This is a genomic window from Ruminococcus sp. (assembly GCF_024684275.1).
Genome location: NZ_JAIKXF010000075.1, coordinates 1 through 16929 on the forward strand (window position 1 = coordinate 1; position 16929 = coordinate 16929).

General features: G+C 45.5%; 13 protein-coding genes and 1 rRNA gene. 13 read left to right on the forward strand and 1 reads right to left on the reverse strand.

The window, feature by feature from the left end; translation table 11 throughout:
- The 6 genes from K5677_RS08095 to K5677_RS08120 all read left to right on the forward strand — a co-directional run.
- The coding region (locus K5677_RS08095; protein ID WP_296726637.1) for a type II secretion system F family protein at positions 1–1156 on the forward strand (1156 nt) is incomplete at its 5' end.
- Positions 1157–1177: 21 nt separating this feature from the next.
- Positions 1178–2785, forward strand: a complete 1608-nt coding sequence (gene pilM, locus K5677_RS08100; protein ID WP_296726640.1) for a pilus assembly protein PilM — start codon at positions 1178–1180, stop codon at positions 2783–2785.
- 17 nt (positions 2786–2802) lie between these two features.
- Positions 2803–3585 carry a hypothetical protein gene (locus K5677_RS08105; RefSeq protein ID WP_296726643.1) on the forward strand — a complete coding sequence of 261 codons (783 nt, stop codon included), beginning with the start codon at positions 2803–2805 and terminating at the stop codon, positions 3583–3585.
- Between the two features lie 58 nt (positions 3586–3643).
- Positions 3644–6208, forward strand: a complete 2565-nt coding sequence (locus K5677_RS08110; protein WP_296726645.1) for a hypothetical protein — start codon at positions 3644–3646, stop codon at positions 6206–6208.
- Positions 6209–6220: 12 nt separating this feature from the next.
- Complete coding sequence (locus K5677_RS08115) at positions 6221–6616, forward strand: prepilin-type N-terminal cleavage/methylation domain-containing protein (RefSeq protein WP_173553801.1); 396 nt, start codon at positions 6221–6223, stop codon at positions 6614–6616.
- A gap of 12 nt (positions 6617–6628) precedes the next feature.
- Positions 6629–7831: a prepilin-type N-terminal cleavage/methylation domain-containing protein gene (locus tag K5677_RS08120; protein ID WP_296726652.1), complete on the forward strand. Its 1203-nt coding sequence runs from the start codon at positions 6629–6631 to the stop codon at positions 7829–7831.
- A gap of 65 nt (positions 7832–7896) precedes the next feature.
- Here K5677_RS08120 and K5677_RS08125 read toward each other — a convergent pair whose 3' ends face one another.
- Positions 7897–8736: an A24 family peptidase gene (locus tag K5677_RS08125; protein WP_173451285.1), complete on the reverse strand. Its 840-nt coding sequence runs from the start codon at positions 8734–8736 to the stop codon at positions 7897–7899.
- Between the two features lie 132 nt (positions 8737–8868).
- Between K5677_RS08125 and K5677_RS08130 the strand changes: the two genes are divergently transcribed.
- The 7 genes from K5677_RS08130 to K5677_RS08160 all read left to right on the forward strand — a co-directional run.
- Entirely contained in the window at positions 8869–10545 is a 1677-nt protein-coding gene (locus K5677_RS08130; RefSeq protein ID WP_296726661.1) for a GspE/PulE family protein, read from the forward strand.
- 32 nt (positions 10546–10577) lie between these two features.
- Entirely contained in the window at positions 10578–11702 is a 1125-nt protein-coding gene (locus K5677_RS08135) for a type IV pilus twitching motility protein PilT (RefSeq protein ID WP_031562593.1), read from the forward strand.
- 69 nt (positions 11703–11771) lie between these two features.
- On the forward strand, positions 11772–13187 hold the full coding sequence (locus tag K5677_RS08140) for an O-antigen ligase family protein (RefSeq protein WP_296726665.1): 1416 nt from the start codon (positions 11772–11774) through the stop codon (positions 13185–13187).
- A 437-nt stretch (positions 13188–13624) separates the two neighbouring features.
- Entirely contained in the window at positions 13625–14200 is a 576-nt protein-coding gene (locus tag K5677_RS08145; protein ID WP_296726668.1) for a type II secretion system protein, read from the forward strand.
- A gap of 72 nt (positions 14201–14272) precedes the next feature.
- Complete coding sequence (locus K5677_RS08150) at positions 14273–15490, forward strand: S41 family peptidase (protein ID WP_296726670.1); 1218 nt, start codon at positions 14273–14275, stop codon at positions 15488–15490.
- A 121-nt stretch (positions 15491–15611) separates the two neighbouring features.
- Positions 15612–16277: a type II secretion system protein gene (locus K5677_RS08155; RefSeq protein ID WP_296726673.1), complete on the forward strand. Its 666-nt coding sequence runs from the start codon at positions 15612–15614 to the stop codon at positions 16275–16277.
- A 334-nt stretch (positions 16278–16611) separates the two neighbouring features.
- Positions 16612–16929: ribosomal RNA gene (locus K5677_RS08160) — 16S ribosomal RNA — on the forward strand; the annotation flags it as partial.

The following is a 16929-nucleotide window of genomic DNA, read 5'->3' on the forward strand; positions in this document are numbered from 1 at the left end:
CAAGGGCAAGGCTAATGCCGAGAATGAACAGGAATTCCTCGAAAAGATGAAAGAACGAGGAGTGTTCATCAAGGATTACAAGGAAGACGATTCAAGTAACACAAGATCAATCTACAAGTTCAGCACCAAGGAGCTCGCGTTCTGCTGCCGACAGCTCAGCGCTATGCTTACTTCCGGTCTGACCCTTGTTAAAGCGATCGACATTCTCGTCAAGGAACAGGAAAATGAAAAGGCGAGAGCTATCTGGCAGGACATCTACGAGAACGTTCAGAAGGGTGAATCCTTCTCGTCCACTCTCGAGATGCATTCGGGTTCTTTCCCCGAGTTCCTTATCTCGATGGCGAACGCCGGCGAATCGAGCGGTTCGCTCGACGTTATCATGACGCGAATGGCGGAGCACTACGCTAAGGAGAACAAGCTCAAGAACACTATCAAGGGCGCTATGGTCTACCCCGCGATACTTGCGATACTCTGCGTAGTTATCGTTATGTTCCTCTTCATCGTTATCATGCCTAACTTCCTGGCAATGTATGAGGACCCCGCTCAGATGCCCGCTCTGACAAAGATCATGGCGGCTATCTCCGACTTCCTCAGAACAAAGTGGTATATAGTTATCATCCTTGTACTCGGCGGTTACTTCGGCTTCAGATACGCAATGAAGGTCCCCAACTTCCGCTACAAGGTCGACAGACTTATCCTCAAGGGACCAATGTGGGGTCCCCTCGTAACAAAGATATACACTGGCCGTTTCGCAAGAACTCTTTCTTCACTTTATTCCAGCGGTATCCCTATGGTAGAGTGCCTGCAGAAATCGTCCGCTATCCTCGGCAACAGATACGTTGATGAGAAGTTCATCGATGTTGTTGATGAGGTTAAACAGGGTGAAACACTTTCGGCTTCCATCACAAGAACGGAGCTTTTCGAGCCTATGTTCTGCTCGGTAATCTACGTTGGTGAGGAGTCAGGTGCCCTCGATTCCATCCTCGAAAAAACTTCTGACTACTACGAGGAAGAATCTGACTCAGCTGTACAGCGCCTTGTAAGTCTTGTTGAGCCTGTGCTCCTCATCTTCATGGGCGTTATCATAGGTATGGTCGTTATCGGTATCTACCCCGCGCTCTACGGATCGCTCGCAGGTCTCGAAAACGAAGAATAACGGAAAGGTGGAAAAAGGAAAATGCTTTCATTTGATATAACTGACAGAAACGTCCGTGTTGTTAAGGGCGTTGAAAGCAACGGTAAGATCAAGATCAGCTCCGCTGCTACACTCAATCTCGAAGAGGGACTCATCGTTAACGGTCACGTTAGAGACGTGCCCAACGTTGCAACACTTATCAACGGTGTGCTCAAGAGAAACAAGATGCCCGACAAGGAAGCTATCGTCAGCATCTCGTCTAACCTCACAATATTCAAGGAAATGACCGTTGCCCGCGTTAAGGGTCAGGACCTCCAGAAGACTGTTAAGCAGCAGGTCCAGGCTGAGCTCAACCTCGACGATTCCTACAGCGTTACATATGTTATCGTAGGTGAGGCTCACGAGAGAAGCGATTCCGGCGAGCCCATGCTCCGCATCCTCGCTACAGCTTGTCCTTACGAGATCGTTAACAGCTACAGAGAAGTGTTCAAGCTCCTCGGTATCTCGCTCCGCTCCGTAATGGTAGGATGCAACTGTATCACAAAGGTTCTTCTTGCTGATACAAGGATCAAGTCGAAGATGCCCCTCCTCGCTGTTCAGATCGACAACAACTTCATCTCACTCAACCTCTATGAGTCGGGTCAGCTTTCATTCTCACGTTTCGCCACCATCGACCCCGATGACTACGGCGGATCTGCTGACTACGTTTTCGAGGCTGTCAACGAGAACATCTTCCGTATGTTACAGTTCCACAGAAGCCGTAACACCGGTGAGACTATCGAGAACGTTGTTTTCTACGGCGATACCCATGATTACGTAAGACTTACCGATGAACTTGAGAAGCTCGACCTCAATACGAGCCTTATCAATGTTCCTCCGCAGATACACGGTCACGAGAACCTTGAGTTCTCCCTCTATGCTAACGCTATCGGCGCTATGTTCAAGCGTAACAAGGACACTGAGAAGATCAACCTCCTTGATACTGAGCTCGGCGCTGCTATCAAGAGAGCAAGCGGCGGCGGAAACGGCAGCGGCGGTACTATCCCGATGCTCGCGATGATCCTTGCGGCAGGTGCTCTTGTAGGCGGTACATGGGGCATTCTTACCGTGATAGATCTCGGTATCAAGCATGAGACAAAGGAAATCAGAGAGTATATCGATTCTCCCGAGACTCAGAAGAAGCTCCAGCACCGTGATAAGCTTCTTGGGCTCAGAGATACGGTAAATGCATACAACACCAAGATCGTGAATGCTCATGATGCATTCTACTCGCAGCCTGTTATTGATCAGGATAAGTATGAGACAATTCAGCTCGTTCTAGACAAGACAGTTGAGGATCTTGACCTCGATTTTGCAATGATTTCTACTCCGTCCTATTCAAGCGGTGTGTTCGGATTTGAGGTAATTGCTCAGGGAAGCAAGGAGGAAGTGCAGAAGCTCCCCTCGCTTTACATTGACAATCTCCTTGATGAGGACTTCAGTGATAACAATGATTACTATTCCAATGCTTCATATTCGGGTTATATCGTTAATATCGCAAGAAACGATAACGGCGACATCGATGAGGATAAGGAATCAGTATCGTTCTCAGTCACAATGGCTATGAATGGCCGTGAAAGCGCCTACAAGCCTGAGAAATCCGATAAATAATGGGGAGGTAGATAGAAATGAAACTCAATTACAGAGATAAGATCATATTAGGCGCTTTACTCGCCTTCGTTATACTCCTTGCAGGCTTCTTCCTTGCTGTCAAGCCTAAGTATAACGCTATCAAGAATGATTCCGAGGCGCTGAAGAAGGCTCAGGCTGATAAGGAAGATGTAGATAATAAGATTGCTGAGATCAAGCCTCTTCAGGATGAGATCAAGGCTACATACGAAGCAACAACAAAGCTGACAAATGATTTCGTTGCTTACAACGATATTTACAATGCTCGCAAGCTTGATCAGTATATGCAGCACTTTGCTGAGGACTGTGAAGTAAAGGTTACTGCACTTTCTGCTTCTGATCTTGGTGAGTCCACACTTTCATACTACTACTTCACTCCTTCGTATGTAGGTGAGTCTATGCTTGCGGCTGCAGATCTCAATGGCGACAGACAGGCTGCTATCGCTGAGGACAAGGCTGAGAGCGATGCTCTTCAGGGAAGGACTCAGGAGAGCGTCCTCGCAGGTACTTACGACATCACTGTTTTAGGAACAAAGGAGAATATCTACAAGTATCTCCAGGCTATCGAGGATCAGGACAAGACCATCATCATCAATACGGTTGATCTTGGCGGTATGATCATCAATCCTGAGGCATTGGAGAAGACGGCAGACGGTCTTGGCGAGGAGCTCTCTGACGAACAGAAGGAGATGCTCGAGGATGATGCAGAGATCGAAGCAAAATTCAATATATCAGTTTACTCAGTATATGAACTTTCTGAACCTAACGTTGAAGCAGACTAACGACCAGACCCTTCGCTAACAGTTATTAGAGAAATATAACTTGAAAGGCGGTTAAGAAATGAAAACTATTAAGAATAGAAAATTAAAGGGCTCCGTTCTTTTGACGGTCGTATCAGTAATGGCACTGCTGATAATCTTCCTGAGCGGTACGTTGGTTCTTGCGACGGCGGCTAATAACCGAGCGCATGTGAATTATTCTACCGCGCAGACGAATATTACGGCGAGAACTGTTGTCAATACTGCATATAATGCAATGAAGGCGGACAAGGATTACGCGAACGCTATAAATGCGCTCAGCCTCACAAATAAGTCGCTGGATATACCTGTTAGTATAAGCAGCGACAGCACCAATGTAAATACGCTTGGTCATATCGAATCGTTGAAGGCTGAGTACGCAGGTACGCGCAAATTTTACAATTCAAAGAAAAGCAAGTGGGAAGACTGTACTATCATAAGATTGACGGCTGAAGTATCTATGAACGGTATTGTCAACACGTCAAGTGCTTATATCGTAAAAGACCCTCCTGAGCCGCCCAAGGATGACAGCCCCCGTAATGGAGGATTCGTTACAACAGGTGGTGCAGGATTTACATCACAGTCTAACCTCTATGGTGGTTCGTATCTTGGACTTCCTGAAAAGACTACGGCTCAAGGCTATGATTATCTTACAGGATATTCCACATACAACGGAAACTACCTGTCGAAGCAGCCATTTAAATTCGATAACTCGCTTTCACTTACGGAAGCAGATACGGTTATCAATGGTAACTTTGATCCTGGCAACATTTCTAAGATCCGCTATCCCGGAGCGGGCGTCGGCATTACGATTTGGGGAAATTGTACATTCAGCGATTCTTCATTTGGAAATATCAAGGAGATAAGCTCTACATTCCTCAATACTACAACCGATCCAAATCTCAAGTTTAATGAAATACCTTATTTCTATGTTGACTGTGAACTGTCAGGACCTGTAAAAACCGGACCGCAGTCAACAGTCGGAACATATCAGTTCCCGTTCAATACTTTTGCAGGCAACATCAATTCAACAGGAAACGGTATCTCCATCGGCGGTGACCTTTACCTGATGAATCCCGACAAGGATAATGTTATTACTGTAAATGATGCCACACTTTACACATGGACAACTTCAGTTATAACCAAAAAAGGTTCAAGTGCAACAAGTATGGTTCAGGGCAAGATATACAGTAAGGGCAATCTTGAGATAGGTGCAAACAATGGCGGCGGTATCAAGGCAACAGGTGTTTACGGCGAAAAGGATATCAAGGTATCAAGAGCACTTGATATAACAGGCGACCTCGTTTGCGGCGGTACACTTACAATTGAGAATGATAAGCTGGATATAAGCGGAAACATTTATTGTGATAACGTTATATCCAAGGGCTCAGTTGTGACTGAGTATAAGGGCAAGACTATCAAGAAGAAGTCGGATTACACTGCAAAGATATATCCTGATTATGCTGAAAGATCAGTTATTCTTGGTCTGACAGAGCTTTCGGATGGCTCGGGCGGAACTATATCCACAGAAGAATCGCAGATAATAATGCGAATGGATCAGGTTCTTGATAATGCTGCTGATCCTTATAAGTACAGTGAGCTTCCCGAGTCTTTGAAGACAAAGTACAATAGTTTGAAGGCTGATTCCACAAAGATCTACACGAATATTGAGGATACAAGAAAAGCTCCCAATACGCGCTGCAAGAGCTGGTGGAATGACACAACGAAAAAGGTTGACCTCCAGCTTGATCCTGCTGCTGAAAAGGGCTGGCCTGTTATCAAGGAAAGCTGTATCCTCAGAAATATCAAATTTAGCAACGGCGATATAGCAGAGTATGATCCTGCTGTAGGTATAAGCTCATCAAAGATGAGAGCTGTGGTTTTTGATCCTGGCACAAGTGATATGCTTGTTGTTTTGGATAATGTTGAATTTGATAACCCTGTAAACATCATTGTTGACGATTCGCAGGGAGGTACGGTTTACTTCTATCTTGAAAAGAACTCGAAAACACATTTTGAGAATTCATTCCTTACAACAAAGTATATGAATCTTTTCATGAAGATCAATAATGGAATTGATCTCGATACATCTATCGCAGGTACACAGAATTCGTTCCAAATATATAAAAAATCAGGCTGGGTATTGACCTATAATGCAGAAAATAGTACGAATCCTATCCCGTACACCGATCCTTCGCTTGGTCTTTCGATACCTTTATCGAAGAAGAAGTACTCACCTAACGCAAACATTTATGGCGGTGAAGGCTCAGAGCTTGAATGGGCGAACTTTGCTTCGGCTACAGTTAATATCCTTTCGCCTCATGTTAAGCTGACGGTTAAGTCCGTAAACGGAACAAATGATATCATCAGCAATTCAAGAATATACTATAATGGTGATCTTTGTAACAACTTCCCCGGAAACGGTCAGCCGTTTGATTCGTTCGGCAATAAGTTCAAGTATATCCTTGGATCTTGTAACTCGATGGAGACAGAATTCAGTAACCAGATCAACATGATCTATATTCCTGATGATCCGCCGCCTCCTGGTGGACCAAGTCTTACCGATATAAGAAATGATTTTGATATTCTTTACTATGACGAGTATTAAGGAGGGAGAGGTATGAAAATTTCTTCTAAAAAAAGAAAGCTCAAGGGCATGACGCTTGCCGAGATAATCATTTCTCTCGCCGTGCTCGCTGTATTGACCACCCTTGTCGTCGGAACAGCTAACCTCATTGATAACTACACACGTTCCGCAAACAAGGTCAATGCCAAGGTGGCTCAGCAGACGCCTGTCGCTGAGGCGGGATACATTGAAAAGGCGTACAAGATCGACCCTTCGGGCGCTGATAACAAGATCAAGATAACTATCAACAATAACGTCAATTTCGAGGGCGAGGGTTACATTACTGTAGACCCCACCGCCCCCGTGGACGAGAACGAGCTCGGCGGAAACCTCGGACTTAAGTTCGTGGCTGATCCTCAGTATGTTGCACCGACTACTTCGCCAACGTAAGGAGGGAACGCTATGAGAAAGTTCAAAACTACCAAAAAGGGTTTTACCCTCATGGAGCTCATTATCGTGCTGGCGCTGTTCAGCGTGATAATGGTTCTTGTAATGAGCTTTATTGACCCTGCGTCCAAGCTCATGAATAAAACCTCTACACGTGAGAAGACGGCGGCGTACGTTGACAATATCAATGAGTATGTTGATAAGTCACTCAGATATGCTTCGTTCGTTAGAATATTCGAGAGCGATTTCTGCTCAAAGACTGTTGCAACACCTATTGCTGAGGATAAAGCTGTTCAGGAGTTCATCGATGATTTCTTTGACGGGGCTGTCGTAAGTGACGGAAGTCCGGTTACAGGACGTGTTCACGTTCTGAAGCTCCTTAATGAGCCTGACAAGGATAATCTTACTGCTGCCAGCACATATGACGGAGTTGCGGGAACAGATCTCAAGGACGGTGTTCTTGTTGATGTTGTTTACAACTTCACAGCTGGTGACAGTAAGCCCAAGACCGAGTCCGATGGTTCAGTCACGAGAGATCTGACAGGCAGAAATGCTGTTATCTCTGCTACGCCTGTTTCAAATGAGCTTGCAGTAAACCCCGAGCACTTCCAGCACTATTCTTACTACTACAGGCTTGGATTCAATGAGTTCATTCCTGTAAGCGACCGCACGGTAACAACAAATAATCCTAAGACTGCATCGGGTTCATATAATGCCTCGCTGATAACCAAGTCGGACGGAACCGCTAACCTGTATGTTCCCACAAGCGGTGCTATCCCGATAAAGAGCTCAAATGAGTCTGATTTCTACTACAAAGAGCTCATCCCCATGCGTGATAACGTCGGTAACCCTATGGTGCTGAACAAGTACAGTTTCGCTGTTACTACTGTTGCTTATCCTAATGACGCCAAGGGTGATCACAAGGTCTTCTGTGAGAAGACATATGCGGATGACGATTCTGTGACTGAGCGTACCGCTATCTTCAAATCTCCCTGTTATATAGCAACTTCAAGTATGGCGTTTGCCAATATCAATCCTTCCATCAGATATAACACGACCTGTGTTATGCAGGATCAGGATGAAAGCGGTAATCCTAAGGCGAATTCATCGCTCATTCAGGTCGTTACCTACGACGACTCGTTCTCGCGCTATGCGGCCTCGCAGAACACGAGCAACATCTTCTTCATATATGTTGTTCCGAGCGAAATAAATAACTGATAATAAAAAGCAGGCAGCAGTAATAATTGCTGCTGCCTGTAATTTATTTTTGCGCTTTTTGACCTTTATTCGGGCTTATATGTAAGGAGGTTGACGTACCAGTCCGCTATCCTGCTGCCCCAGAGCATTCCGGCTGCAATGCCTATCGAAAGATAAGGTCCGAAAGCAAACTTGGAATCCTTTGTAGCTATCTTGGATATCACTCCGCCTACTGCGGCTGTGAGTATTCCGATCAATGCTGAAACGATAATAGCCTTTGTTCCGAGGAGTGCTCCTGATGCGAACATGAGCAGCGTATCGCCAAGCTCTATCGCACGGAAATCTTCCTCAAACTTCTTCCTGATTATCGGACGGCTTACCTCTCCGATGATGAAGAACGGAACGCTGATCGCAAGGGCGCCGATGATACGGTGCTTGAGCTCTACATCATCTGTGAATATCGCCGCGGGAACTGCGAGCAGAAGGATGAGTCCTACGATTATGAGGTCTATCTCCTGTGTATCCCAGTCCATGAAGGCGATGACGATGAGAAGCGACATAAGAACGCAGGTTATTATGGCTTTAGCATTTATATCCAGCACTATGAATGTCAATATATAAAGCAAGCCGTTGAGCGACTCGACGATGGGATATCGGACAGATATCTTCTCGCCGCAGGCATGGCACTTGCCTCTCAGAAGTATCCAGCTGAGAACGGGGATAAGGTCTATCGGTCTTATCTTTGTTCCGCAGGTCATACAGTGGGACGAGCGCTTGATGAGTGATTCGTGACGCGGCAGCCTGAGTATAACGACGTTCAGAAAGCTGCCGATACAGATGCCAAAGATAAATACGATGGATAAAAACATGACTTTGAAGGTTGTATCAGTGAATTCACTGTGAAGCATATCTTCAAATCCAAACATGGTTTTTCCACACTCCTTTTCATTCAGAATATTGACGTAATACTATTATATCATATTCAGAATAAAATGCAAGTGTAAATTAAGAGTTTGTTCCTATGGAGCGGATTCTAAAAAATAAGCGGAGGTTTGTATATGAGAAACGAGAGAATTGGCGACTACTTAGTTAGTCAGGGGCTGATCAGCGAAGAGCAGCTCCAGAAGGTTCTTGCGACCCAGAAGGAGTCAAATGGAGCCAAGAAGTTCGGCGACGTTGTTGTTGAGCTTGGATTTATGACCGAGATAAACTTCACTAAGGCTCTTGCTGGCAAGCTGAGAGTTCAGTACGTTGATCTCGACAATACGGACATCAACACGGACGCTGTTCAGAAGGTTCCCGAGGCTCTCGCAAGAAAGCACACGGTAATCGCTATCGCTATTACAGGTAAGCGTCTCACTGTTGCGACAAATGACCCTGTAAACTTCATCGTTCTGGAAGATATCAAGGTATCGACAGGTATGGATACTGTTCCTGTTCTCGCTACCACTTCCGCTATCAACAAGGCTATCGGTAAGTGCTACTCGATGCAGAACGTTGACAGCGTGCTCGAGGGCGTTACAGCTATGGCTTCCGACCTCGGCGGCACTATGGACGAGGACGCTAACGAGCGTGTTGAGAGCGCTCCTATCGTTAAGCTCGCTACCACTATCGTTGAGAACTCCTTCAGAGCGGACGCTACCGATATCCATATCGAGCCGTTCGACAAGTATACAAGAATTCGTATCCGTGTAAACGGCGACCTTGTTGAGCTCATGAATATTTCGGCTGCTGTTCACAGCGCCCTCACCACACGTTTCAAGCTCATAAGCGGCATGAACATCGCCGAGAAGCGTATCCCTCAGGACGGTCGTTTCACTCAGGTCGTTGACGGCACCACACTCGACGTCCGTGTTTCGTCACTTCCTATGGTACACGGCGAAAAGATAGTTATCCGAATCCTTTCAACAGGTCAGATAGCTCTCCGTAAGATAACAGACCTCGGTATGTCCGAGTACAACTATCAGCTGTTCGAGTCGATGCTCCGCGTTCCTCACGGCGTTATCCTCGTTACAGGACCTACCGGTTCAGGTAAAACAACCACCCTTTACGCTGCGCTCGGTGAGATAGCTAAGCCCAACGTAAACGTAGTTACTGTTGAGGACCCTGTCGAGAAGGCTATCGACGGAATCAACCAGTGCCAGGTTAACCAGAAGGCTGGTATGACCTTCGCGGCTGCCCTCCGTTCTATCCTCCGTCAGGACCCTGATATCGTAATGATCGGTGAGATGCGTGATACCGAAACTGCCGATATCGGTATCCGTGCCGCTATCACCGGACACCTTGTACTTTCTACCCTCCATACCAACGACGCTGCTTCGACTGTTGTACGTCTTGTTGATATGGGTGTTGCTCCGTACATGGTTGCTACTTCACTTATCGGCGTTATCGCTCAGCGTCTCGTTAAGGTTCTCTGCCCGAACTGCAAGAGGGCAAGAATGTCCACTGACGAGGAGAACGAGCTGATGGGTATTCCTTCATCTATCCAGATATATGAGCCTGTTGGCTGCCCGAACTGCAACAACACAGGCTATCGCGGAAGAACCGCTATCCACGAGATCATCCACTGTACTGCTAAGGTTTCCGCTATCATCGCGGCAGGCGGCGGCAAGGAAGAGATAGAGGCTGCTGCTAAGGCAAACGGCACAAAGCTCCTCCGTGACAACGCTTCCGAGCTTGTACAGGCAGGCGAGACTTCTATCGACGAGCTCGTAAGATCCACATTCTCTGTTTGATCTATACATATATATATTAGGAGGAATACACAATGGGCATTATCAATATTCACAAGATCCTGGACGAGGTTCGTCTCCTCGGCTGCTCGGACTTACATTTTACAAACGCTATCGCTCCTGTTGTTCGTCTCAACGGTACTCTCAGAACTATGCGTTCTCAGTACCCCGAGATGGACGAGGAGGAGATACTCGATATAGTTAACCAGATGACTAACGAGGCTCAGCAGACCTCTATCAACAACCACCACGATACTGACTTCTCCTTCCAGACAAAGAGCGGTTACCGTCACCGTGTAAACGTTTACTTCCAGAAGGGCAAGCCCGCTATCGCTATCCGTCTCCTCCGCAACGATATCCCTACTCTCGAGGACCTCATGCTTCCTCCCATTCTTGCGGACTTCGCTATGCGTCCCCGTGGACTCGTTCTCGTAACTGGTCCTACCGGTTCAGGTAAGTCAACTACCCTCGCAGGTATGATAGACTTTGTAAACCTCAACAGAAGTGCTCACGTTATCACAGTCGAGGACCCTATCGAGTACGTTCACGACCACAAGAGATGTATGGTAAACCAGCGTGAGATAGGCGACGACGTTCCGAACTTCGCCCTCGCCCTCAGAGCTGCCCTCCGTGAGGACCCCGATGTTATCCTCGTAGGAGAAATGCGTGACTTCGAGACTATCCAGGCTGCCGTAACCGCTGCCGAGACCGGACATCTCGTTATGTCTACACTTCATACAACTTCCGCAGCTGATACTATCAACCGTATCATCGACGTTTACCCCGAGCACCAGCAGCAGCAGATCAGAACTCAGCTCGCTAACAACCTCGTAGGTATCATCTCTCAGACCCTTATCCCCAAGAGAGACGGTACGGGCCGTATCGCTGTAATGGAGATCCTCAACGTTACAGACGCTATCTCCGCTATGATACGTGATAACAAGATCCACCTCATCCAGTCTGCTATCCAGACAGGTAAGCAGCAGGGCATGATGTCCCTCGACCAGGAGCTCGCTCGTCTTGTTTACAAGAACGTCATCAACGAGGTCGACGCTCTCGATAAGTGCCAGGACAAGCAGGAATTCTACCGCTTCCTCACACAGATGGGCGGTTCTCCTACAGGCGGTATGTCCGTTATGCAGCAGAATTCTGCGGAATAATCAAATATATATTGCAGCCTATCCCCTGTACAAGTTGCAGGGGATAAGTTTTTAGAATGGGTGAAAATATTGACAGAGAAATATGAGGCTTTAAAGCCAAAGCTCGAAAAGGTGATTCAGGTAGCGGCGTTTATGGGCGTGCTGCTGCTGATATTGTCACCGCTTATACAGTGGGGAGAGAGGATATACCTCCTGAAGACAGGACAGGGAGTGCTCTTTACCGAATTTGTTTACAATGAGATGGGTGATTCCATTGAAGTCTATCAGGAAATGATGAGGACGCTGCAAAGCGTTGTTTCGCTCCTTGCAAAGATAATTGCGGGAGCTGCACTGATATACGGGCTGCTTTCTCTGCCAAAGCTCAGAGAGGAATGGAAGAATTATCTGAAGGCGGCTGTTCCGCTTATTGTTTTTGCAGCTTATGCAGCGGGAATATATCTTGTAACGAATATAAGAGGTTTTACTGAATTTGACGCTATGCCCAATTATTACATGGGTGACACGATATACGAGTTCATGAGGCATCCGTTTACGTATTTCTTCTGCGGTATGCTTGTACTCAAGGGCAAGTGGCGGAAAGTACTTATCATCATCTTTGAACTGTCCGCAATGATAATGAACGTGGCATCAATGATAGACAAGTGGGTCGTATCAAACAGCTGCTTCACGGGACTGAAGGGCAGTGCGATATTCAATAACACCAATCACTATGGATATTACCTTGCGATAGTGGTCATTTGTGCGGCGCTGCTGTTCATATATGAGGACAGAGCGGTGTTCAAGACGTTTCATGCGGCAAATATGGCTCTTGGAATGGCGGCTATGATATCGACCGCTTCGCTCGGACCTTATGTAGCGGTAATATTTACGCTGATATTTTTTGCCGTTTATTGTTTCAAATGCGAAAGGAAAAGGTTAAAGTGGGTAATTATTGCTCTGGGTATCATCATTGCTATCAACCTGATGATGTCTATGCTTGTCGAGTCGTTGGTGTCAAGTATGATAAGAACGGTATTCGATCTCGGCAATATCATCTCGGATCCGTCAGGAAGTGATGATGCAGGCTCGGGACGCTGGGAGCTGTGGAAGCAGGCAGTAAGCGATATCTCCCGCAGACCTTTGCTCGGCTGGGGAATCGAGGGATACGAGGTCGGAGGAACTGCTCACTGTGAGCCGTTACAGTATGCGGTCAACTTCGGGATACCGGTAACAGTGCTCCATGCGGCAGCTATCGCCGTAGTAATGGTTGAGACTTTTATCAAAAAGAAAAAGCTGTCAAAAATGACGCTTTTGTGCTTCTGCTGTACGTTTTCGTACATTATCAGCGCAATGTTCGGCGTAGCAATATTTTACACAACGCCCTTCTTCTATCTTTTCCTCGGATTGACTTACGCAGAGGTCGGAAAAAGCTTCTTTTTGAAGGAAGAAAAATCCGATAACTCCACTTCAAGTGAAGAAAGCGGCACAATATTAAAGAAAGTGTAACAAAATGTGAACAAACAATTAAGAAACGCGCGGTTTATCAAAGTGTAAATCGAGCGCTAAAAATAACTATCTGTAGAGTTCTGTGACGCTGACAGCGGCAAAAATAACTGCAAATATGACAAAACAGTAAAAATCAGCAGAAGAAATCGACTGTAATTTAAGTCGGAATCTATACTGCACGGACAAAATAAAGCTATCCCAATTAATTAATTCACAGAATACTGTGCACTATGACGAAAAAGCGAAAAAAAACGTGCCGATTTACCGTTTCAGTGTAAAAAATACGATTTTCATGAATTAATTTTTGGGATTCTATTGACTTTTTATGAATGAAATGCTATACTATAATCACAGGAAAGGGAAGGGGACAAAAAAAGACCCACTCCCAAAATGAATCGTGCGAAAGCACAAAAAATTTATAAAGGAGGTTTTCTATTATGAAAACTACAAAGAAAGGTTTTACCCTTATTGAGCTCATCGTTGTTATCGCTATCATCGGTGTTCTCGCAGCTATCCTCGTACCCACAATGCTCGGTTATGTAAGAAAGTCTAAGATCTCTTCTGCTAACTCTGCTGCTTCTTCTGTTTACAAGGCAATCAACTCTGCCCTGACAGAGCTTGATGAAGAGGGCATCGACGTTGGCGGCGACTACATCCTTACTTACAGCGCTGGTTCGAACGGTGCAGCTGGTTCTTGGACTTCTGTTACTGCTGGCAAGCCCGCTTCCTTTACAGTTGATGGTAAAGATAAGTTCGCTAAGAAGGTTACCAACTTCTTCTCAGACATCGTTAAGATGAAGAAGGTTAAGGCTGCTATCTCAGGCGGTTCTTGCATCGCTCTCGCTTCTCGTCAGGATTCCACATACAATGGAACATATCCTGCTGGTATCGTAACATCTGATACATTTGACAATTACAAGGGCGAAAATAAGTTTGATACTGCATTTAATGCTGCTCTTTGGAAGGCTGGTTACAAGGAAGGCACAAGTGCATTCGAGAAATCTGGTAACTAAGGTAAAGCCTTAAACAATGTTAAATAAGAATAAACCTCTCTCTTCGGAGAGAGGTTTTCTTTTGAGGTAACTATGGAAGAGAAGAGAAAAAATGAGAATGAAATCAAAGAAGTAGCAAAGGAAAATGCTAAAAGTGGAGCATCACGTGCCGACAAGTTTTCGGGTTATATTGTTGCTTTTTTGATAGGCGCTGGTGTTGCTGGCGGTACGTGCTGGTATACCATGAGCTATACTCAGCGTGAAGTCAATTCTGTAGGAAAAGACTTTATTGTAACAAAAGAATGCCGTGATGTTCTTGAACAAAACGGCGGTGTCGCAGAAGGAAAGCCTGTCAGAAGCGCGATAGAGGCCTACGTTGAGAGCATTGCTACCGATCCGTTTACTTTTTATTATGAGGACGAGGACGAGCAAACATCAATGGTGGCTTACGTTAATAGTTCTGGCACTGCGAAGTTGAGCGGATTTCAGGTCGCGCCTGCTGATGACGGAAATATTTTGCTCACTGAAGTTACTGAAGGAATGCCCGCGCACAAGCAGGGACTCAGAACTAATGATGAGATCGCTGCTATCAATGGTGCTTCTGTTTCAGAGACAGGATTTGAGAATATAGCAAATAAGATGCTTGGCAAGGATGGGACAAACGTGACTTTTACTGTGCTCAGAGAAGGCGCAGAGTTTGATTTGGAATTTGTGCGAGCGTCTGAAATGAGTACGAGCGTGGAATACAAGAGTATTGGCGATGTTGCCTATATACATATTAAGGAATTTGGCCAGCTTGCACAAGGAAACCTTAATGCGGCACTTCAATCGGCAAAAAATCAGAAAAAAATGATAATTGATCTTCGAGATAACGGCGGCGGAGAAACTGTTGCAGGTGTATATATGGCGGCGCAATGCTGCGGACACGCGAAATGTGTTGCTACTGAATTTGATGGAGATGTTGAGATATTTGAACAAGATTTTTCTGATGTTGAGAATGATCGCGATATTGTAATATTGATAAACGATGGTACGGCCAGTGCTTCTGAAATATTCACTGCTGTGCTGAAAAAAAACGCCGATGCGACTCTCGTTGGAACAAATACTTATGGAAAAGGTGTTTTTCAACGCGAAATGCTGCTTAGCAACGGCGGACATCTTCACTTCACAGCAGGAACGTTTGAGGTCGAGGGCTGGGACAACTGGGATGGAGTAGGAATTGCTCCCGATGTTGAAGTCCCTATGGATAAGGAGCTTATCGGAACGGATAACGATATCCAGCTGAAGAAAGCGATAGCCCTTCTTGAATGAAATGCACAATAATACTCTATAAAAATTGGGCAGATTTTACGCCGCTATTTTATTGACAAATTGTGAATATTTTGCTATAATAAGTATAGCTTTAGACTTGATAATAAGGGAGGGTGTAATTATGAGAAGGCAAAAGGGTTTTACCCTTATTGAGCTTGTTATTATTGTCGCTATTATAGGCATTCTTTTGGGCGTGCTTATTCCTTCGTGGGGATATTTCCTTGAGCGCGGCAAAGTGAAATCACAGAACAATAAAGCAAAGAGTGTCTTCAATGCTGCTCAGACTATTATAACTGATTTGGACTTTGCAGAGAGAAGATATGTGCTTGCTTATAATAAGACCGGAGCTACGGATACGGAAAAAGGTGAAGCACTGAAGCACCTTTACAGCCAGGTCCCTTCTGTTGATACTACTCGTGAATGGTATTATTACTGGGATGGAACCTCCGGATATCGCTGTGATGCTTCCGGTAACAGGCTGACGGCTGACAATGCTGGCTATACCAACGGACAATTCAATTCGCTTCAAATAGATGAGTGGAATGAAAAGATAGGCAAATACATTGACAAGATAGTCGATGATGATATCGTGTACAAGATATATGTTAAGGATTATAAGGTCAAGTCTGTCGTTTCTGCAAGATTTGCAACCGATAGATATCTTGGTGCATATCCGACGAATACAGATATGCTCGACGATCTTGGTGCTGATATCGATGCAATAAGAATGGCCCATGTGGATGGTGCTCTGATGACTAACTTTGATCTTGATACATCTGAGTTCTAAGCAGAATAATAAGAATGTGATACGCAGCCTTCGGGCTGCGTATTTTTTGTTGGGGTAGTGGTAATAATTGCCAAAAAGTAAGAAAAAATGAGGGGATTCTTTTAGTTGACAATTGACGGCAACCGTGCTATAATAATTAAGTCGCCACAAGAGAGTGACGCACACAGCATCTTGAAAATTGAACAATGCTAAGAAAAAGTAACGACCCTTGAGATTCCTTTGCGAGAGCAAAGAAAGTCAAGTAAGAAGACTTAAAAACGCAGTAATAACGCAAGCGTTATTGAACAGGATTAAGATATTTCGGTTAGCAGAAATGCTAAGTGATATATACTATTTAATAAAGAGTTTGATCCTGGCTCAGGACGAACGCTGGCGGCACGCTTAACACATGCAAGTCGAACGGAGAACTTTTGGTTTACTGAGAGTTCTTAGTGGCGGACGGGTGAGTAACACGTGAGCAACCTGCCTCTGAGAGGGGGATAGCTTCTGGAAACGGATGGTAATACCCTATAACATAACGAAGCCGCATGACTTTGTTATCAAAGATTTATCACTCAGAGATGGGCTCGCGTCTGATTAGATAGTTGGTGAGGTAACGGCTCACCAAGTCGACGATCAGTAGCCGGACTGAGAGGTTGAACGGCCACATTGG